A 20,452-nucleotide genomic window follows, 5' to 3' on the forward strand; every position below is an offset into this window, starting at 1 on the left:
GTGCGCCGCAGCGCCACACTATAATACCTGAAAGAACCGCTTTTGTCAAGGATTTTTTGAAAAAAATGTTTTTTTTCAAAACGACATCTCTGTGCAGGCAAAAAACGGCAAAAAATTCAGGGATGCAGCAAAAGCCCTTGACGAAGCGGTTGAACCGGACTATGATGAAGCAGGAGAGTACTGCGGCGGGAAATCTTTGCGGCCGCAGAGTGGAATAAAAAAGGAGGATGCTTTCTTATGACTTATCCTGAAGTGCTGGCCAATGCCCGTGAGTGCATTGGCAAATACTGCAAGGCCTGCCCGGTGTGCAACGGCGTGGCCTGCAAAAACCAGATCCCGGGCCCCGGTGCCAAGGGCGTGGGCGATACCGCCATCCGCAATTATAATAAGTGGGCCGAGATCCGTGTGAACATGGACACCCTGTGTGAGGGCGGCACGCCGGACACCCACGTGGAGCTGTTTGGCAAAAGCTTCAAGTACCCCTTCTTTGCAGGCCCGGTGGGTGCGGTGAACCTGCACTACTCTGAAGCCTACACCGATATGACCTATAACGATGTTCTGGTGCGCGCCTGTGCAGAAAATGGCATCGCGGCCTTTACCGGTGACGGCACCAACCCCACCGTGATGGAAATGGCCACCAAGGCCATCGGCGCGGCAGGCGGCTGCGGTGTGCCCACCATCAAGCCCTGGAACATCGACACCATCAAGGAAAAGATGGCGCAGGCCAAGGCCAGCGGCTGCTTTGCCGTGGCCATGGACGTGGACGCCGCCGGTCTGCCCTTCCTGAAGAACATGACCCCTCCGGCAGGCAGCAAGAGCGTGGAAGAGCTTGCCGAGATCGTCAAGCTGGCCGAGCGGCCCTTTATCGTCAAGGGCGTTATGACGGTCAAAGGCGCACAAAAGGCAAAGGAAGCCGGTGCTGCTGCCATCGTGGTATCCAACCACGGCGGCCGTGTGCTGGACCAGTGCCCTGCCACTGCCGAGGTGCTGCCCGAGATCGCAGCAGCCCTCAAGGGTACCGGCGTGAAGGTGCTGGTGGACGGCGGCATCCGCACCGGTGTGGATGTGTTCAAGGCACTGGCGCTGGGCGCAGACGGCGTGCTGATCTGCCGACCGTTCGTCACGGCTGTGTATGGCGGCGGCGAAGAGGGCGTGAAGTGCTACATCGACAAGCTGGCCGGTGAGCTGGCTGACACCATGCAGATGTGCGGTGCACATTCTCTGGCGGAGATCACGCCGGATATGGTGCGGGTTTGAGCAGAACCATTTAAAATGCTCTCCGCTCTGAGCATATCAGCGGAAAAATTTTTGTACTTGTAAATCGGCAAAACCTGCGGGCTTTGCCGATTTACTTTTTCACGGGAAGGGTCGGAACGGAAAGCAGCATCTGCTTCATAAAATGGAGTTTCCCGTTACGACCCCATCCTGTGCAGCTGTGTCCCGGGGTAGTAATGAGCTAAAATATCTGCATAGTCCGCGTCCTGCTCTGCCATGGCCTTTGCACCCCACTGGCTCAGGCCCACGCCATGGCCGTAACCCCGGGTGGTAAAGCTGAAGTTTCCGCTCTGGTACTGCACGGTAAAGCAGGTGCTGCGCAGACCCAGTGCCTGACGCAGGGCTGTGCCGGAAACGGTCTGTCCGCAGACGGTGAGCGATTTTGTGTAACCGGAGGAGGTCTGTTCGACCGGGCCGAACCAACTTTCCGGTGCGGCGAGATCGGCCGTGATGCCAAGGCTGGAAAAAGCCTGCTGCACCTGCGCGGCAGAAAATACAGCAGTATACTGATAATTATCAGCGGAAAGGTCGGTGCTGCTGTCCACCGGGATCAGATAGGGCAGGGCGGTGCCCCACACATTTTCGCTGGCCTCTGTCCGGCCGTTGGAAATGGCAAAGTAGCTGGTGCAGGCAGGGGCGTTATCGTAAAAAAGAAGATCGTTCAGAACCTCGTCCACAAGGGCCGAGAGCCGGGCATAGTTCTGCTCGTAGGCGGTGCCCCAGTAACTGCGCAGCACCGGTTCGGTCAGACAGCCCTGACGCCGGGCAGGATCAACGGTGAGCCATGCACCGCTTTGCAGGGCGGCATGATCCCGGCAGTAGAGCGCGTAGGTGTGGGCGGCAACAGCCTGTGCCTTGAGTGCTTCGTCCGGCCAGCTGACCGGCATTTCGGCGGCGACAGCCCCCAGAACGTATTCCCGGCGGGAGAGCTGCACTACCTTTCCGGCGGACTGATCCTCCACCGGAAAGGTCTCGGCGTCTGCGGAAGAAAGGGCGTTGGGCTGCGATGTGGGCAACTCAGGCACAGAAGATGCTGCGGGCAGAGACGCTGTATGGCCCAGCACAGCCCGCGTGACCCGGTAGGCAGCCAGAGGCAGAGCACTGCCCAGAACCAGCAGGACTGCAAAGATCAGCAGAAATAACTTTTTCATAGTCCAAGCCCCTCCGACAGCGGTGTTTTTTAAATCAGAATACCGGATACACCCTGAAAAAAGATGCGAAACAGGGAGAACGTCTTTTGCAGCGCAAGCCAAAAAAGGTGATGAGAGGGCAGTTTGTGTGCCAGATGATGCACTTGATGCTTGAATTTACTCTTCAAAAGCGATATCATAGAATTATACCCATCACAGAGGATGGGCGGGAAAGTATAAGAAATAGGATGAAAGGAGAATCCCCTTATGAATTTTGCACATTCAGAAGTGGCTGCACTGGACCAGAACACGATGCGGACGTTGTGTGAGGAATATGTGGCCAATAACTACATCGACCCGGAGACGAGTGAGCGTCTGGGCGTCAAGCGCGGCCTGCGCAACCCGGACGGCACCGGCGTTCTGGCTGGCCTGACCAATGTCTGTGACGTTGTGGGTTATAAGAAGGATCAGGAAGGCCATGTGATCCCCACTCCCGGCAAGCTGATCTACCGCGGCGTCAACATCAACGAGATCGTGGACGAAGCCTACCGCAACGACCGCTTTGTGTTTGAAGAGGTGATCTGGCTGCTGCTGTTCGGCAGCCTGCCCAACCGGGAGCAGCTGGATGATTTCTGTGAGATCCTGGCAGAGCACCGCGCCCTGCCGGAAGGCTTCATGGACACCATGAACGCCCCCTCGCCCAATATCATGAATAAGCTGCAGCGCTGCGTGCTGGGCCTTTACTCTTATGATGAGCACGCCGAGGATCTGAGCCTGGAGAATATCCTGAACCAGAGCATCAATCTGATCGCCAGCATGCCCACCATGATGGTGAACGCATACCAGATGAAGCGCCGCTACTACGATAAGCAGAGCATGTTCTTCCATCTGCCCAAGCCCGGCCAGAGCACGGCGGAGCACATCCTGAGCACCTACCGTCCGGATCAGAAGTTCACCCACGAGGAAGCAAAGCTGCTGGATATGTGCCTGCTGGTGCACGCCGACCACGGCGGCGGCAACTGCTCCACCTTTACCACCCGCGTGCTGTCCTCCTCCGGCACCGATACCTACTCTGCGATCGCGGCGGCCATCGGCGCACTGAAGGGCCCTAAGCACGGCGGTGCCAACCTGATGGTGAACCGTCAGCTGAAGGATATCCTCAAGCATGTGGAAAACCCCGAAGACGACGATGAAGTTCGCGAGTATCTGCGCCGCATCCTGCGCAAGCAGGCGGGCGATGGCTCCGGCCTGATCTACGGCATGGGCCACGCGGTGTATACCATCAGCGACCCCCGTGAGGTGGTCCTGAAGCAGCGTGCCCGCCATCTGGCTTACGAGAAGGGCTTTGAGGAAGAGTACAACATGCTGTGCAGCATCGAGCGGCTGGCCCCCGGCATCTTTGCCGAGGAAAAGGGCAGCACCAAGCCGGTGTGCGCCAACGTGGACCTGTTCAGCGGCCTGATCTACAACATGCTGGGCATTTCCGAGGATATCTACACCCCGCTGTTTGCCATTGCCCGTGTGCCCGGCTGGTGTGCACACCGCGTGGAAGAGGTGGTATTCGCCAACCGCATCATTCGCCCCGCTTACAAGTATCTGGGCGTGCGCCAGAAATATAAGCCGATCGAGGAACGCTGATGAATCCTTCTGTTTTGTTCGTTTTTATCTTGAGTGCTCTGCTGGGCGTGCTGCGCGCGGCAGATCTGGCCTTTGGCACCGATGCCGTTACCGGCCTGTGTCTGGTGGGCTCGGTGTGGTGGCGCTATCTGGCACTGGGCATTGTGGTGCTGGCTGCAGTGCTCGTGGGCCGTACACAGCCTTCCCGCTCGGAGGCAGTGCGCAGCCGCAGGCCGCTGGCCGGTGTGCTGGCGTTTGCCGGTGCAGTATGCTTTCTGGCTGCAGCGGGTGCACAGATCGCGCTGGGTGCAGCTTCCGGTCTGGGCGGCTTTGTGCGGTGTATTCTGGAATGCGTGTGCTCTGTGTGGCTCAGTACGATGGGCCGCTGCTGGCTGAGCCCTGACGCGTGGAAGAAGCCCTTTGGCGGGCTGTACCTTGCCGTTGCAGGAAGCCTGCTGTTCTATTGGAACGTACTGATGCGCTTTATGGAGAACAGCTCCAGCTGGCACCGGGTGCAGCCGACAGCTGCAGTGTGGCAGGTGCTGGCAGTGCTGGTGTTTCTGGCGGCGCTGGCTCGGGCACTGCATATCCCGCAGCCGGACAATGGCAAAACACTGTGCGCAGCCGGGCTTGCCGCCTTTGCGCTGGGCCTGTGCTGGCAGCTGCCCCAGTGCTTTGCGCTGCTGGCAGGCAATGGTATGGGCCTTGCTGTGATGCCTGACTTTTTTGCAGGGCTGGGCCTTTGCTGTGTGGGCAGCATTGGAGGAGTGTGCGCTGCAGCCTGCCTGAACAGACAGAGCTGACAAAAGTGCTGGCACGCTGTTGGCGCAATTGCCTAAAACTGGCGAGTGAAAGGAAGCAAAATCGTACAAAAGCAAAAAATGATAGAAATGTCTTGTTAATTTTTTGGCAGACACTTGAAACTTTCTGCGTTTTGGTCTAAAATAAAGATACCGTGATTTATCCGATTATGGGTAAAATAATTAGGAGGTACTATTAACATGGCTGTTAGAGTTGCTATCAATGGTTTCGGTCGTATTGGTCGTCTGGCTTTCCGTCAGATGTTTGATGCTGAGGGTTACGAGGTCGTCGCAATCAACGACCTGACCAGCCCCAAGATGCTGGCTCACCTGCTGAAGTACGATACTGCTCAGGGTTCTTTCTGCGGCAAGATCGGCGAAGGCAAGCACACTGTCGAGGCTACTGAGGACTCCATCATTGTTGACGGCAAGGAGATCAAGATCTACGCTGTTAAGGATGCAAAGGATGCTCCCTGGGGCGAACTGAACGTTGACGTCGTTCTGGAGTGCACCGGCTTCTACACCAGCAAGGAGAAGAGCATGGCTCACATCCAGGCTGGCGCAAAGAAGGTCGTTATCTCTGCTCCCGCAGGCAACGATCTGAAGACTATTGTCTTCTCCGTCAACGAGAAGACCCTGACCGCTGAGGATCAGGTCATTTCTGCTGCTTCCTGCACCACCAACTGCCTGGCTCCCATGGCTAACACCCTGAACAAGACCTACCCCATCGTCTCCGGTATCATGACCACTGTTCATGCTTACACCGGCGACCAGATGATCCTGGATGGTCCTCAGCGCAAGGGCGATCTGCGCCGTGCTCGTGCTGGCGCACAGAACATCGTTCCCAACACCACCGGTGCTGCTAAGGCTATCGGCCTGGTCATCCCCGAGCTGAACGGCAAGCTGATCGGCTCTGCTCAGCGTGTGCCTGTTCCTACCGGCTCTACCACCATTCTGGTTGCTGTCGTCAAGGGCAAGGACGTCACCAAGGAGTCCATCAATGCTGCTATGAAGGCTGCTACCTCTGAGTCCTTCGGCTACAACGAGGATCAGATCGTTTCTTCTGATGTCATCGGCATGCGTTATGGCTCTCTGTTCGATGCTACCCAGACCATGGTCGCTAAGATCGACGACGACACCTATCAGGTTCAGGTCGTGTCTTGGTACGACAACGAGAACTCCTACACCTCTCAGATGGTCCGTACCATTAAGTACTTCGCTGAGAACTGCTAATCACAGCTCCACGCTCAAAAGTGCTTGAGGTACCGTGCTGAATGACGGCTGGCACCGGCTTTGCTGGTGCGAACATGCTGTGATTGGTACGACAACAGGATAACGAGTTCAACACCCTTCCTTTTGCGGGTTTCCGTGAGAGGAAGGGTGTTTTTTTGCTTGCGGAATTCTGGATTGCTGCTTTTTTGTCTGGACAATGGTTGATTTGTTTATGCGAGAAAATATGCATTTTTTCAGGCTGGATGGATAAATTCGCGTAGTAATGACGGTGAAAAGGCAAATACATAAAGAATGAAAAAATGAGTGATAACGTTATTTTTCAGTCAAAGGGAAAGAGGTTCTATTGAAAAATTGGAACAGGCAATAGATGAAAAAGGAAATTTCTTGACGAATTGGGGGTTTTAGCAAGAAAATGCGTAAAATAGACTGAAATCTTATCCGTAAAATGAGCAACGATAGTGCAACGAAGTATTGTATGCAAGAAGAAAACATGCTAAAATAATACTGATAACAACAGGCTGAAATTGGTGGAAAGTTGGTATCGAAAGGTTACTCAAAGAACGAAATCTCCTGAGTTGCGGTTGGGGGAAATAAGTATGCTTTTGGTGAGTGGGAGAACAGAAAAACATCTGTACTTTCGAGCAGAGAAACTGCGCAGAATTAAATCACGTGGATGAGATACCCTGGGCGAAAGATCGTCCGGGGTTATTGTGGTACAAAAACAACATAAAATCAAATTTGGAAATCCAGAGGTCAAAGCGGGTGAAATGGATCCGATTGCGGAGAATACAGAACCCGTATGGAACCTGTGAAACAATACGCGGCTGTCATAATAGGGACAAGGGGACGGCAGAGAATGAAAGGCTCCGCAACCCGAAGTTCATATTTTCTTACCCGAAGAATGAACGACTGATCTTTTTGGGTGGCAGCAATGCCATCCAGAAAGAAATCTCGACCATGAGGGTGGGGTGACAGCCAGCGGACAGGCAAGCGAGCCTATCCGCTCTTTGTGTTGACCGAGATATTGATGAAGAAATTGAGTGGGATTGTGGGAAAGATTTATGAGTAAAAAACTTGCGATTGCAATGTTCGGACAGAAGCGATTATCGAGAGAAGGTGGAGTAGAGATCGTTGTCAAAGAGCTCTGCACCCGAATGGCACAGAATGGCTGTGACGTGACCTGTTACAACAGAGCAGGCCATCATGTGAGTGGTGCAGAATATGACGATGCTGGTAAAACGGAGTACGAGGGAATCCGTCAGAAATCTGTTCCGACTATTGAACGACGCGGACTTGCAGCGGTAAGCTCTTCCTTTTTCGCAGCACTTTGTAGTGCATTTGGAAAATACGATGTGGTGCACATCCACGCCGAAGGACCAGCCTTCTTTGCATGGCTGCCGAAGATGTTTGGGAAAAGAGTTGTTGTTACCGTCCATGGGGAGTGTGAAATAATACGCGGCTGTCATAATAGGGACAAGGGTACGGCAGAGAATGAAAGGCTCCGCACCCCGAAGTTCATATTTTCTTACCCGAAGAATGAACGACTGATCTTTTTGGGTGGCAGCAATGCCATCCAGAAAGAAATCTCGACCATGAGGGTGGGGTGACAGCCAGCGGACAGGTGTACGAGCCTATCCGCTCTTTGTGTTGGCCGAGATATTGATGAAAAATTGAGTGGGATTGTGGGAAAGATTTATGAGTAAAAAACTTGCGATTGCAATGTTCGGACAGAAGCGATTATCGAGAGAAGGTGGAGTAGAGATCGTTGTCAAAGAGCTCTGCACCCGAATGGCACAGAATGGTTGTGACGTGACCTGCTACAACAGAGCAGGCCATCATGTGAGTGGTGCAGAATATGACGATGCTGGTAAAACGGAGTACGAGGGAATCCGTCAGAAGGCTGTTCCGACCATTGAACGGCGTGGACTTGCTGCAGTCAGCTCCTCCGCATTTGCGGCACTTTATAGTGCATTTGGAAAATACGATGTGGTGCACATCCACGCCGAAGGACCGGCGTTCTTTGCATGGCTGCCGAAGATGTTTGGGAAAAGAGTTGTTGTTACCGTCCATGGCATTGATTGGCAGCGCGAGAAATGGCAATCAGGACTTGGTTCTAAGTTTATCCACCAAGGCGAAAAAAATGCTGCGAAATATGCGGACGAGGTCATTGTTCTGAGCAAAGGAGTGCAGGACTATTTTAAGGAAACTTATGGAAGAGAAACGCACTTTATCCCTAATGGCGTGAATAGGCCGCAGATTCGGGAAGCAAGTCTGATTACAGATAAGTTCGGGCTGAAAAAAGACTCATACATATTGTTCCTCGGTCGTCTGGTGCCAGAAAAGGGGATTCGATATCTGGTTGAGGCCTTCAAGAATGTCAAGACAGATAAAAAACTGGTCATTGCAGGTGGCTCCAGTGATACGGATTCCTTTATGGAGGAATTGAAAGAACTGGCGAAGGGTGACAATCGGATTCTCTTTACCGGGTTTGTGCAGGGAGCAATGCTGGATGAACTATACAGCAACGCTTACATCTACACGTTGCCGTCCGATCTGGAAGGAATGCCATTAAGTCTGCTGGAGGCGATGAGCTACGGCAATTGCTGTCTGGTATCCGATATTCCAGAATGTGCAGAGGTTGTGGAAGATAAGGCATTGATTTTCAAAAAGTCAGATGTAGAGGACTTGCGAGAAAAATTGCAAGATGCCTGTGACCATCCAGAAATGGTTATAAGAATGAAGAATCAGGCAGCTGACTTTATCTGCGAGAAATATAACTGGGATGAAGTTGTAAAGAAAACGATGAAACTGTACAGGAGATAATAATAAATGAGAGTATTGATAATAAATAAATTTCTATATCCAAACGGTGGATCAGAAACCTACATATTTAAGCTGGGTGAGGCGCTAGAGCAGCACGGACATGAGGTTCAGTACTTCGGTATGGAGCACGAAGGCCGCTGCGTGGGCAACCGGGTCAATGCTTATACATCTGATATGGATTTCCACGGTGGGTCGAAACTGAGCAAGCTGACCTACCCGATCAAGACCATCTACAGCAAGGAAGCACGGGTGCAGCTGAGAAAAGTTCTGGACGACTTCAAGCCGGATGCCTGTCACCTGAATAATTTTAACTACCAGCTGACACCTTCCATCATTCTGGAAATCGTGAGGTGGCGCAAGGAGAACGGAAGAGATTGTAAGATCATCTTCACGGCACATGACTACCAGCTGGTCTGCCCGAACCACATGCTGAACAATCCGAACACCCACCAGAACTGTGAGAAGTGCCTCGGCGGCCATTTCGTGAACTGCATGAAAGGCAAGTGCATCCACGGTTCCACTGCGAAGTCGGCCATCGGCATGATGGAGGCTGAGTTCTGGAAGTGGAAGGGCACCTACAAGTACATTGACACCATGATTTGCTGCTCGGAGTTCATGAAGAGCAAGATGGACAGCAACCCGCTGTTTGCGACGAAGACTGTGGCAATGCACAACTTCATCGATAAGGTGGAGTGGAAGGAAACGGAAAAGAAGGACTACGTCCTTTACTTCGGCCGCTTCTCGGAGGAGAAGGGTATCGGCACGCTCATCAAGGTCTGTAAGGAGTTGCCGGATGTGCAGTTCATCTTCGCCGGTACTGGCCCGCTGGAAGAGACAGTAAATGGTATTAAGAACATCAAGAACGTTGGTTTCCAGAAAGGCGAGGCACTGGAAAAGCTCATCCGTGAGGCACGGTTCTCCATCTACCCGTCTGAGTGGTATGAGAACTGCCCGTTCTCCGTGATGGAATCCCAGATGTACGGCACGCCGGTGCTAGGCGCTGAGATAGGTGGTATCCCGGAACTGATTCAGGTCGGTAAAACTGGTGAACTGTTTGAGAGCGGCAATGCCGAAGACCTGAAAAGGAAGGTTCAGAAGCTCTGGGGTGATAAGAAGCTGTGTGAGCAGTATAGCAAGAACTGCAAAGACATCAGCTTCGATACAATCGATGAGTATTACGAGAAAATTATGAAGGTTTATAGAGGTGAAGCATGATTTATGTTTTATATGATAAACCCAAGAAATTGGAAGATATGTCGTTTTTGACTGCGGCATTTGAAAAAGAGTACAAGGAAATTTATCCTGAGTGGCGCTGCACTTCTATCAAGCAAATGCTCTCAGTGTGCAGTACAACCGTAAAACGTACAAAATCAGGTGACACCATTGTATGCTGGTATGACTTTATGGGAGTGTTGTGTTGGTGGTTGAGTAAACTGACCAACAAGAAAATTAAAGTTATAGCAATCAATATTTTGTTGAAAGATAAAAATACAACGAAAAACAAGGTGGCAAAGTATCTTTATAAAAAGGCGTTGTGTTCAAATTCTTTTGCGGCAACAGTTACGACTGTGGAGTACGGCCGCTATATTAATGAGATTTTGAATACAAAAGTGAATTTTACGCTTTTGCATGATGTCTATCATCAAAATTATACTTTGAATAAGCGAGTAGAAACCAAGGTAAATACGGTTTTTTGTGGTGGTAGAAATGGCCGGGATTGGAAACTGCTATTTGAAGTTGCGAAAAAGCTTCCAAAGGTGACGTTTAATTGTGTTATGCCGAGTGCTCTGAAAGAACAGTTCTTAGGCGCTATGGGGGATAATGTCTGCGTTAAAACGGATATCCCGGAAAGCGAATTTATGGAGTTTTTGTGCGAGTCACAACTTATTGCCATGCCACTGGATACAGAAGCACCGGCAGGATTGACCGTCTATTTTCAGGCGGCTGCAAATAATAAAATGATTATAACATCCGATACGGTTACGACAGAAGGATATTTGTCAGATGGATGCGGAGCCTTATGTAAGAATACCGTAGAGGACTGGGTGGACAAAATTCAGTATTATCTTCTGCATACAAACGATGCAGATATCTGTGCAGCAAAATTTAAGGATTTCCTTGAGAATGAGTGCTCTGAGGAAAAGTATACCGAAACACTGTGGGGGATGCTTGCGGAATGAAAGAAAGGTATGAAGGAGTAGATGGCTTGAAGGCGTATGCCATTATCGGCATTGCGCTGATGCACATCCTCACAAATGGAGAATATGGGATAGGAGGATTTGTGTTTGAGCAGCTTATTCCGTCTTTCACAAACCTCGTTTTCCTTTTTATGATGGTCAGTGGCTTTGGTATGTGCTGTGGCTATTACCAGAAATTCAAGGATCAGAAAATCAGTGTGGGAGAGTTCTACGCCAAAAGATACAGTAAAATTTGGCCGTACTTCGCATTGCTTTGTGCGCTGGACTTTGTAATGTCACCCAGTAAAAGTGCATTGTATGAGGTCTTTGCAAACCTGACACTTTGTCAGGGTCTTTTGCCGAATATGAACATATCGGTTATCGGTGTAAGTTGGACGTTGGCAGTGATTTTCGTATTTTATCTGTTGTTTCCGTTTTTTTGCTTCCTGCTGGAAAACAAGAAACGCGCGTGGTTGGCACTTGCCTGTGCTGTAATCTACAACTTCGTATGCAGCACATATTTCTTTGATGAAAGCCACATTGCAGATAGAGTGCTAGTGAATTTCAGTGCAAGGACAAACATTCTGTATTCTTAAAAGAGAGAGTAAACAATAGGAGAGTTAATCATGTCTGAAGAAAAGAAGTTAAATGGTACGGTCATCGTTACTTATCGCTGCAACGCACGTTGCTCTATGTGCAACCGTTATAAAGCACCTTCCAAGCCGGAAGAGGAAATCAGCATCGAGACCATCAAGAAGCTGCCGAAGATGTACTTTACGAACATCACCGGTGGTGAGCCGTTCATCCGTGCTGACCTGAAGGATATCGTGCGTGAGCTGTACAAGAAGTCCGACCGTATCGTTATTTCGACCAACGGTTTCTTCACTGACCGTATCGTTGACCTGTGCAAGGAGTTCCCGCAGATCGGTATTCGTATCTCTATCGAAGGTCTGGAGCAGACCAACAACGAGATTCGTGGCTTGCAGAACGGCTACCAGCGTGGTTATGGCACGCTGAAGAAACTGCGTGAGATGGGCATGAAGGACGTTGGTTTCGGCATGACTGTTCAGGACAAGAATGCTCCTGACCTGGTTCCTCTGTACAAGATCTCCGATGAGATGGGCATGGAGTTCGCAACAGCATCTCTGCATAACAGCTTCTATTTCGTTGAGGCTAAGAACATCATCCATGATCGTCCGATGGTGGCTAAGAACTTCGAGAATCTGGTCAATGAGCTGCTCCGCAGCAATAGCCCGAAGAAGTGGTTCCGTGCGTACTTTAACCACGGCCTGATTAACTACATCTACGGGCAGAAGCGTCTGCTGCCTTGCGACATGAGCTTCGATACCTTCTTCATCGACCCGTATGGTGATGTTATGCCGTGCAACGGCACCAAGGATAAAGAGGTCATGGGCAACCTGAACAATCAGACCTGGGACGAGCTGTGGAATAGTCCGGAAGCAGAGAAGGTTCGCGCAAAGGTTCGTTGCTGTGACCGTGACTGCTGGATGATTGGTAGTGTAAGTCCTGCTATGCATAAGTACATCTGGAAGCCTGCTACTTGGGTTCTGGTGCATAAGTTCAAGGCTCTGTTCACCAAACATCCGTATAGCATGTATGAGCTGAAGATTTGCCGTGATTACCGTGATGGCAAAGTCACTAAAGAGGATCTGGACAAGTGCAGCACCTGCGATATGAACTGCGTGATCAATAACGGTCTGAGTGAAGCTTCTAAGGAGCAGCTGAAGCATAAGACCGGCGAGGAAATCGTGGATGCTGATATCGCACAGCAGATGGAGACGAAGTAATGGTAAAGGCAGCAGTAAAATCTTTCATTGGAAAAGTCCAGGCGAAGCGGTTTCAGGTGCAGGCAGGAAAAAATGTTTACATTGGAAAGCATTGCGCCTTAAAAGGGAAAAGCAATATTGTCTTGGAAGATGGTGTGACAGTACGCCCCTATACCCAAATCTGGTCGGGGGGGGGGTACGGTAAGAATCGGCAATGGATCTGAAATCGGCGAGAGATGCAGGATTTCTATTGCTAACTATCTGGAAATTGGGAAAAAAGTTCTCCTTTCGCCCAATGTGTACATAACCGATTGTGATCATGAGTATCACAATATAGATGTTCCTGTGATTGATCAAGGAATTGTACAAAGAGGTCAGAAAGTATCCATTGGAGAAGGTTCTTACATTGGAATCAATACAGTGATAGTAGGCAATGTGAAGATAGGAAAGCATTGCGTGATTGGGGCTAATTCAGTGGTTACTAAAGATGTGCCGGACTATTGCGTAGCGGTTGGGAGCCCGGCGAGAGTGATAAAAAACATGAAGAACTAATATAGAGAGGATTATATTGATGGAAGTAGGCTTGGTGAGCGTTGTATTACCAATATACAATGTTGAGAAATATCTCAATCGATGCATTGAAAGTGTTGTAAGACAAACATATAAAAAAATTGAAATTATTCTTGTGGATGACGGTTCTCCGGATGGCTGTCCCCAAAAGTGCGATGATTGGGCAAAGAGGGATGGGAGGATAAAGGTTGTTCATAAGAAAAACGCAGGATTGGGATATGCTCGCAATACAGGAATAGAAAATGCTTCCGGAGAATATATATGTTTTTTCGATAGTGATGATTATATTGCAGATGATACGATAGAAAAGGCGTATGAAGCTGTCAAAAAGGAAAATGCCGATATTGGCATATTTGGCTTTTCAACAGTAGATAAAAATGGCAATGTAACAAATGTGATTGCTCCGAAAACTAAATGCCAAAAATATGTTGGTGAAAAGGTTTTGGCATCATTTCTTCCGGATTTAATAAGCTGGAATCCCGATAATGGTGTGGTAACAGATTTACGAATGAGTGCTTGGACAGCTTTATACTCAATGGAATTGATTCGAAGAAACTCTTGGAGATTTGTTTCAGAAAGAGAGATAATCTCTGAGGATGTATATTCACTGCTCGATCTTTACCGAGATGTTAAGACTGTTGTGGTTATTCCAGAAGCATTCTACTTTTACTGTGAAAACGAGACATCGTTAACGCATTCTTATAAGAAAGACCGATATAATCGGATAAGGCACTTTTATGAGGCGTGCATAGATAAATGTAATCAGCTAGAGTACAGCAAAGAAGTTAAAAGAAGAATGGCGTACCCGTTTACGGCAAATTCAATAGCTGCAATGAAGATGATTGTAATCTCAGGCTTATCTAATACTGAAAAGAAAAAGATGATAAGTGATATAGTCAATGATGAAACTATGCAAAATGTGGTTCATCAAATGAATTTGAAGCGAGAGTCGATTACGCGAAAGATTCTTTTCTTGTCAATTAAATATAAAATGACTGGCCTTTGCTATTGCTTGATAAAAGCGAAGGCGTGAGGATAAATAGAGATGTTTAAGGAATGGGTAAAGAAAATCCTACTGGGGAAAAGGTGCTCTTCAGAATCGTATATAAACTATCTTCGCAGTATTGGTGTGAACATAGGTGAGGACTGCGTAATATATGTGCCTTCTAAGACATTAATTGATGAGCAGTACCCGTGGATGATAACGATTGGAGATCATGTGCGAATTACTGAAGGCGTGAAAATATTAACTCATGATTATGCATGGTCAGTTTTAAAAACAGAAAAAGGAGCAATATTAGGAGCAAGTGGAACGGTGAAAATTGGGGATAATGTGTTTATCGGGATGAACACTGTTATAACCAGAAATGTTGAAATTGGTAACAATGTAATTATTGGTGCAGGGAGCGTTGTTACTTCTAATTGTGATCACAATTGCGTGTATGCAGGTGTGCCGGCAAAACGAATTATGTCAATAGATGAATATTATGAAAAAAGAGAACGGGCACAATTCAATGAAGCCAAAAAACTTGCTGTTGAGTATTTTGATAGATATGGAAAAAGACCCGGGAAAGAAGTGTTCCATGAGTACTTTATGCTATTTGAAACGGCTGAAGAGGCACAAAAAAATGATGTATTTAGAAATAAAATCGCATTATGCCAAAATGAATTGGATACTGTTAAATACATGAGTGCACATAAAGCAATGTTTTCTTCCTATGATGAGTTTATAGAAAAATGTTTTGAGAAATGTACTAATTGCGTAAAGGAACAAAGCGAATGAAGATTAAAATTTCAACAATACATGCTGTATTAGTATATTTACTTGTCTTTTTTTCAACAACATATATTTCATACAATCCCATAAAGTATTTCCTCCTTGTTGTAGTAGCAATGATGATAGCATCAAATATTAAGATTTTGTCTAGGAATACTTATCGAGGACTGAATGTCGGCATAGCCCTTTTTTGTATAGCGACACTGATCGTATCGTATATTAATAGGAATGGCTACACGGATAGGAATCCGTTTTTGGCAGCTATTGTTTTTACGGCAACATTAGTGGAATTTGTGTTAACTGTGGAAATGTTTTGTCAACGAGAGGAAATGCAGAATCTAATTAAGGTTTTTTATCGAATGACCCTATTAGTTGTGATAGCTACCGATCTTTTGATACTGTTTACAACTATTCATCTACAATATGGAGGAAATGTGTTTCTTGTAGGAACAAAATTTCAAGTGGTTTATATGCATTTTTATCTTATTTCATTTTTCATTGCTGATAAAAATGTTAGACTGCGAACAGTTAGAGAAAGTTCACTTAATAATGCAATTCTAGTTTTATTTTTTATAATGACAATGACAATGTCTATAGAATTGGGGGCGGCTACTGGTATAGTGGGTACTGTTGCGTTGCTGCTGTTTTTATGGCTGAATGAAAAAAATATTGGTCTCTTTTTAAGCGGTAAGATTTTTTTTGTCGCTTTGATGGCAAGTCTGCTTTTTGTAGTTTTTGTTGAGGTGATTCTTTCTAACAGTGTGGTTACATATGTCATAACACAATTACTAGGTAAAGATGTTACATTAACATTTAGAACTGTGATCTATTCAATGCTTCCTAATATCATGAAGGGTCACTGGCTTTGGGGATTTGGATATGGTACGGGGTATGAGGTGTTAATGAGGCATGGAATAGTAGATGCACAGAATGGTGTATTCGATTGGATACAGCAAATAGGAATTTTTGGAACGGTGTTGCTAGTTATGTGGTTATGCATTGCAATGAAACGACCGAAGAATGATTATAAGATAAACTGCAGCGATGTCAGATCGCTAACGGCGCTGATATATGTGTTTGTCTCGCTGGCGACAGTTGAAATAACATTTTCATCGGACTTTCTGGCAGCAGTTGTATTGCTTTACGGAATTAAAATGCAAAGAATTCAGGAAGGGGAAATACTCAAATGACATGGAAAAAAAAGATAAAAAAATTGTTACCTGATAAGGTAGTGTATGGTTATGAAGTGATAAGAACTGTTCCGGAATACTTAAAAGCATTAAATGTTAAGTCTCAAATTCCGGATATTAAATTTTATTCGGATGAAGAAACAGTGTCATTAATTGTCAAGGAGCGGAAATCACTTAGCCGATTTGGGGATGGAGAGTTTATGTGGATGTCAGGTGAGAGTATGGTTTCCTTTCAAGACTATTCAGCTGAGTTTGCGAGCGATTTAACTTCGGCATTTAAAAGTGATAATGAAAACTTATTAGTTGGAATTCCTCACGGAGTGTTTGATTCATCCAAATGTAATCTTTATGCGAAAATGCATTGGAGGATTATTCGTGCCAATTTTCTTTCCCGACTAGTGAAATTTATGGATGTAAACAGGGTGTATAGTGATGCGAGCATAACAAGACCATATATTGATTATAGAGATAGAAATTATAGTGCCAAGATCTTCGATTTGTTGAAGAGAATATGGGATAAAAGAGATGTAGTTATCGTCGAAGGCGAAAAAACAAAGCTGGGGATGGGTAATGATCTATTTGATAATGCAAGTTCCATAAAACGAATCATTTGTCCAGCAGAGAATGCATACGAAAGAATTGAAGCTATAAAAAATTCAATAAGATCAAATGTGGAAAAGGATACGTTGATTTTAGGGGCGTTAGGGCCGACAGCTTCTATTCTAGCGTCGCAGTTGTGTGATGAGGGATATCAATTTGTGGATATTGGACATATTGATGTCGAATATATGTGGTATCTAAGACATGCGATTTTAAGGGAAACCATTGAAGGAAAGTATGTTAATGAGAGTGGCGTGAAAACTTGTTCAGATGTTTATGATAATGATAGCACATATATCAATTCCATCATTGATAGAGTCTTATCGTGATTAAAAAGTAATCTTTATGTGAAAGGGGGTAATCGTCAATGGGAAAATCAGTTTCAAGAAATTCGGCTTTTAGCATGATTAATAAAGGGTTATCCGTCGTTTTTCCTCTAGTGACGGTTTCTTATATATCACGAGTTTTAGGAGCGGCAGGAATTGGAGAAGTTTCCTCAGCACAAAACTTGGCGACTTATTTTAGCATGGCAGCTGCGCTAGGAATTCCTTCTTATGGTGTAAAAGCAATTGCTCAATCAAAAAGAGATGAAAATAGTTGTAACAAAACTTTTTCGGAACTTTTTACGATTAATTTAATATCCTCCATTATAGCAACCGTTGTATATCTGATTACCGCATTCTGTTTTAAGATTAATAATTCGAATACGGCACTGACATTGATTTTCTCTAGTATTATCGTGTTCAATATCATTAATATTGAATGGGTTTATCAAGGCTATGAAGAATATGGATATATTATGATTCGTAGCTTTGTTATAAAAATAGTATCGCTTTTGTTGCTTTTTATTTTTGTCAGAAAAAAAAGTGATTTGGTTGCATATGCCTTTATTATTTGCTTCGGTAGCATTGGAAATTATGTTTTGAATTTTATCAATCTAAAAAGGTATGTGAAATTAAACTTTTGCAATATCTCCTTGAAAAAGCACATTAGACCTATTATGACTTTTTTCGTTTCTGTTATTGCCATTGAGATATATTCTTTACTTGATGTGTCAATGCTTACAGTGATGTCTAATGCTACAAGCGTAGGATACTATTCTAATTCTACGAAAATTGTTAAAGCTGTTGCAAATACGTTAACAGGTATTTCCGCAGTTTTGATGCCTAGATTTAGTTATCTTTTTAGCGAGGATAATAAAAGTGAGATAAAAAAGTTGTCAAGACAGTTTCTCAATGTAACTTTTTTAATATCTGTACCGTGTTGTTGCGGAATAATATTGGTCGCAGACCAAATTGTGGAAGTGCTTTTTGGTGTTGAGTTTTTGCCTGCCATTAGCACGATTAGAATTTTATCAATTCTTATTGTATTGATGCCATTGTCTGGTGGGGTTTTTTGTCAGCTGTTGCTCACCGCTGGTAAAGAAAAGAGTTATTTAGCTTGCGTCTTAATTGGAACAGTTGTCAATGCAGTATTAAATTACCTGTTAATTCCTACTTTTACGCAAAACGGAGCTGCGATTGCCTCCGTCGTAGCTGAATTTACTGTATCCATAAGCATGATTGTAGCAACAAGAAGAACGATTAAAGTCAATATGTGTTGTAGAGATGTTTTTTCAATATTAACATCAGCGTTCGTCATGTCGCTCACGCTTGTTTTATGCCATAAACTATTTTTTGGACAAGCTGTATGGATGAGACTGCTTGTTGAGATTGTAATAGCTGTTTTGGTGTATTTTTTGTGTGTGTTTATGCTGAAAAACAGTGCTTCCAGTAAAATTATCAGAATGATAAAAAAATAATACGATTTTTTTGATCGTGATTCTATGTGGAGGGATGTTAAAAATCGTGTCAATTTCGCTGCACATGGGAACAGATGTAGTGAGAGAAAACTTCTTATTGGTCATGGTAGTGGTAGCTATTACGATGGCAATATGTAGTATGGCATATGAGGCTGTTGTAAGAGTTGCGCCATGGATGGTGGGAAAGAAAAAAGTAAAGGAATAACGAAAAATGGGAAAGTATTTTGGAACGGACGGTTTCCGTGGTGAAGCCGGAATTACATTAACAGCAGACCATGCCTATAAAGTGGGTCGCTTTTTGGGCTGGTATTATAACGCTCTCCGTGAGCGCAATGGTGATAACGACCCTGCTCACATAGTGATTGGCAAGGACACTCGTCGCAGCTCTTACATGTTTGAGTACAGCCTAGTCGCTGGCCTGACGGCTTCCGGTGCAGATGCTTATCTGCTCCACGTTACTACCACGCCGTCTGTAGCTTACATCGCTCGTGTGGATGACTTTGACTGCGGTATCATGATTTCTGCCAGCCATAATCCGTATTACGATAACGGCATTAAGCTGATCGACTGCTACGGTGAAAAAATGCCCGAGGAGACCCTGCTGCTGGTGGAGGACTATATTGACGGCAAACTCCATGTCTTTGATAAGGACTGGCCGGAACTGCCCTTTGCTCGTCGTGAGCACATCGGTTGCACGGTGGACTACGTGGCAGGCCGTAACCGTTATATGGGCTATCTGATCAGTCTCGGCATCTATTCCTTCAAGGGTGTCAAGGTCGGCCTGGACTGCGCTAACGGCAGCTCTTGGAATATCGCTAAGAGCGTTTTCGATGCTCTGGGTGCAGATACCTACGTTATCAATAACAAGCCGAACGGTCTGAATATCAACAACAATGCTGGCTCCACCCACATCGAGGGTCTGCAGAAGTTCGTAGTAGAGAAGGGCTTGGATGTCGGCTTTGCCTACGATGGTGACGCCGACCGCTGCCTGTGCGTGGACGAGAAGGGTAATGTCATCACTGGCGACCATATCCTGTATATCTATGGCTGCTATATGAAAGAGCGTGGCAAGCTGCTGACCAATACTGTGGTTACGACTGTCATGTCCAACTTTGGTCTGTACAAAGCGTTTGATGAGCAAGGTATCGGTTACGCCAAGACTGCTGTGGGCGACAAGTACGTATACGAGTACATGGCGAAGAACGGCTGTCGTATCGGTGGTGAGCAGAGTGGTCATATCATCTTCTCCAAATATGCCAGCACCGGCGATGGTATCTTAACCAGTCTGAAGATGATGGAAGTCATGCTGGCTAAGAAGAAGCCGATGAGCGGGTTGGCGGCACCGCTGAAGATCTATCCGCAGGTGTTGGAGAATGTTCGTGTGACCGATAAGAAGGCTGCACAGAATGATCCTGCTGTGCAGGAAGCCGTGTCTAAGGTTGCTGAGGCACTGGGCGATACTGGTCGTATTCTGGTGCGTGAATCCGGTACTGAACCGGTGGTGCGTGTCATGGTGGAAGCACCTGACCATAATACTTGCCAGAAGTATGTTGATGAAGTGGTCAATGTGATCTGCGAAAAGGGATATAAGGTATAAAGTCAATGACGACTCTGGCAGTGTCCGGAGTCGTTTTGTGTAAGTGGAAAAGTATCATAGAAAAATGAATAATAG

General features: G+C 46.4%; 19 protein-coding genes. 18 read left to right on the forward strand and 1 reads right to left on the reverse strand.

The window, feature by feature from the left end; translation table 11 throughout:
- Window positions 1-237 precede the first annotated feature (237 nt).
- The gene (locus ACKXF9_RS07595; RefSeq protein WP_339395567.1) at window positions 238-1,257 is read left to right on the forward strand and encodes an alpha-hydroxy-acid oxidizing protein; all 1,020 of its coding nucleotides are present in this window, start codon (window positions 238-240) and stop codon (window positions 1,255-1,257) included.
- Window positions 1,258-1,412: 155 nt separating this feature from the next.
- On the opposite strand, the gene ACKXF9_RS07600 is transcribed toward ACKXF9_RS07595, so the two are convergent.
- On the reverse strand, window positions 1,413-2,426 hold the full coding sequence (locus ACKXF9_RS07600; protein WP_418265746.1) for a SpoIID/LytB domain-containing protein: 1,014 nt from the start codon (window positions 2,424-2,426) through the stop codon (window positions 1,413-1,415).
- Between the two features lie 246 nt (window positions 2,427-2,672).
- Here ACKXF9_RS07600 and ACKXF9_RS07605 point away from each other — a divergent pair, with 246 nt between their 5' ends.
- From ACKXF9_RS07605 to glmM, 17 genes are all read left to right on the forward strand, one after another.
- Complete coding sequence (locus ACKXF9_RS07605) at window positions 2,673-4,043, forward strand: citrate synthase (protein WP_418265747.1); 1,371 nt, start codon at window positions 2,673-2,675, stop codon at window positions 4,041-4,043.
- A complete protein-coding gene (locus ACKXF9_RS07610; RefSeq protein WP_418265748.1) occupies window positions 4,043-4,825 on the forward strand; it encodes a hypothetical protein in 783 nt (260 codons plus the stop codon). The genes ACKXF9_RS07605 and ACKXF9_RS07610 overlap by 1 nt, the downstream gene beginning before the upstream one ends.
- Window positions 4,826-5,023: 198 nt before the next feature.
- Window positions 5,024-6,055 (forward strand): type I glyceraldehyde-3-phosphate dehydrogenase, encoded by a 1,032-nt coding sequence (gap, locus tag ACKXF9_RS07615; protein ID WP_005945602.1) that lies wholly within the window; start codon window positions 5,024-5,026, stop codon window positions 6,053-6,055.
- A 1,061-nt stretch (window positions 6,056-7,116) separates the two neighbouring features.
- Window positions 7,117-7,662, forward strand: a complete 546-nt coding sequence (locus ACKXF9_RS07620) for a glycosyltransferase family 4 protein (RefSeq protein ID WP_418265749.1) — start codon at window positions 7,117-7,119, stop codon at window positions 7,660-7,662.
- Window positions 7,663-7,750: 88 nt separating this feature from the next.
- Complete coding sequence (locus ACKXF9_RS07625) at window positions 7,751-8,878, forward strand: glycosyltransferase family 4 protein (protein WP_418265750.1); 1,128 nt, start codon at window positions 7,751-7,753, stop codon at window positions 8,876-8,878.
- Window positions 8,879-8,884: 6 nt separating this feature from the next.
- Window positions 8,885-10,093: a glycosyltransferase gene (locus ACKXF9_RS07630; RefSeq protein WP_418265751.1), complete on the forward strand. Its 1,209-nt coding sequence runs from the start codon at window positions 8,885-8,887 to the stop codon at window positions 10,091-10,093.
- Entirely contained in the window at window positions 10,090-11,058 is a 969-nt protein-coding gene (locus tag ACKXF9_RS07635) for a glycosyltransferase (protein WP_120020563.1), read from the forward strand. Before ACKXF9_RS07630 ends, ACKXF9_RS07635 begins: the two co-directional genes overlap by 4 nt.
- Window positions 11,055-11,651, forward strand: coding sequence for an acyltransferase family protein (locus tag ACKXF9_RS07640; protein WP_418265752.1), 597 nt, complete (start codon window positions 11,055-11,057; stop codon window positions 11,649-11,651). The genes ACKXF9_RS07635 and ACKXF9_RS07640 overlap by 4 nt, the downstream gene beginning before the upstream one ends.
- Window positions 11,652-11,681: 30 nt before the next feature.
- Window positions 11,682-12,863, forward strand: a complete 1,182-nt coding sequence (locus tag ACKXF9_RS07645; protein ID WP_418265753.1) for a radical SAM/SPASM domain-containing protein — start codon at window positions 11,682-11,684, stop codon at window positions 12,861-12,863.
- Window positions 12,863-13,066: a hypothetical protein gene (locus tag ACKXF9_RS07650; RefSeq protein ID WP_418265754.1), complete on the forward strand. Its 204-nt coding sequence runs from the start codon at window positions 12,863-12,865 to the stop codon at window positions 13,064-13,066. The genes ACKXF9_RS07645 and ACKXF9_RS07650 overlap by 1 nt, the downstream gene beginning before the upstream one ends.
- A 121-nt stretch (window positions 13,067-13,187) precedes the next feature.
- Window positions 13,188-13,394 (forward strand): DapH/DapD/GlmU-related protein, encoded by a 207-nt coding sequence (locus ACKXF9_RS07655; RefSeq protein WP_418265874.1) that lies wholly within the window; start codon window positions 13,188-13,190, stop codon window positions 13,392-13,394.
- A 19-nt stretch (window positions 13,395-13,413) separates the two neighbouring features.
- On the forward strand, window positions 13,414-14,445 hold the full coding sequence (locus ACKXF9_RS07660; RefSeq protein ID WP_418265755.1) for a glycosyltransferase: 1,032 nt from the start codon (window positions 13,414-13,416) through the stop codon (window positions 14,443-14,445).
- 12 nt (window positions 14,446-14,457) lie between these two features.
- Entirely contained in the window at window positions 14,458-15,195 is a 738-nt protein-coding gene (locus ACKXF9_RS07665; RefSeq protein ID WP_418265756.1) for an acyltransferase, read from the forward strand.
- The gene (locus ACKXF9_RS07670) at window positions 15,192-16,379 is read left to right on the forward strand and encodes an O-antigen ligase family protein (RefSeq protein ID WP_418265757.1); all 1,188 of its coding nucleotides are present in this window, start codon (window positions 15,192-15,194) and stop codon (window positions 16,377-16,379) included. The genes ACKXF9_RS07665 and ACKXF9_RS07670 overlap by 4 nt, the downstream gene beginning before the upstream one ends.
- The gene (locus ACKXF9_RS07675; RefSeq protein WP_418265758.1) at window positions 16,376-17,308 is read left to right on the forward strand and encodes a GT-D fold domain-containing glycosyltransferase; all 933 of its coding nucleotides are present in this window, start codon (window positions 16,376-16,378) and stop codon (window positions 17,306-17,308) included. Before ACKXF9_RS07670 ends, ACKXF9_RS07675 begins: the two co-directional genes overlap by 4 nt.
- 38 nt (window positions 17,309-17,346) lie before the next feature.
- Window positions 17,347-18,780, forward strand: coding sequence for a flippase (locus ACKXF9_RS07680; protein WP_418265759.1), 1,434 nt, complete (start codon window positions 17,347-17,349; stop codon window positions 18,778-18,780).
- Between the two features lie 211 nt (window positions 18,781-18,991).
- Window positions 18,992-20,377, forward strand: a complete 1,386-nt coding sequence (gene glmM, locus ACKXF9_RS07685; protein WP_418265760.1) for a phosphoglucosamine mutase — start codon at window positions 18,992-18,994, stop codon at window positions 20,375-20,377.
- Window positions 20,378-20,452: the final 75 nt, after the last annotated feature.

Source organism: Faecalibacterium sp. 9, from assembly GCF_048320955.1.
Taxonomy (GTDB): Bacteria; Bacillota; Clostridia; order Oscillospirales; family Ruminococcaceae; genus Faecalibacterium; species Faecalibacterium wellingii.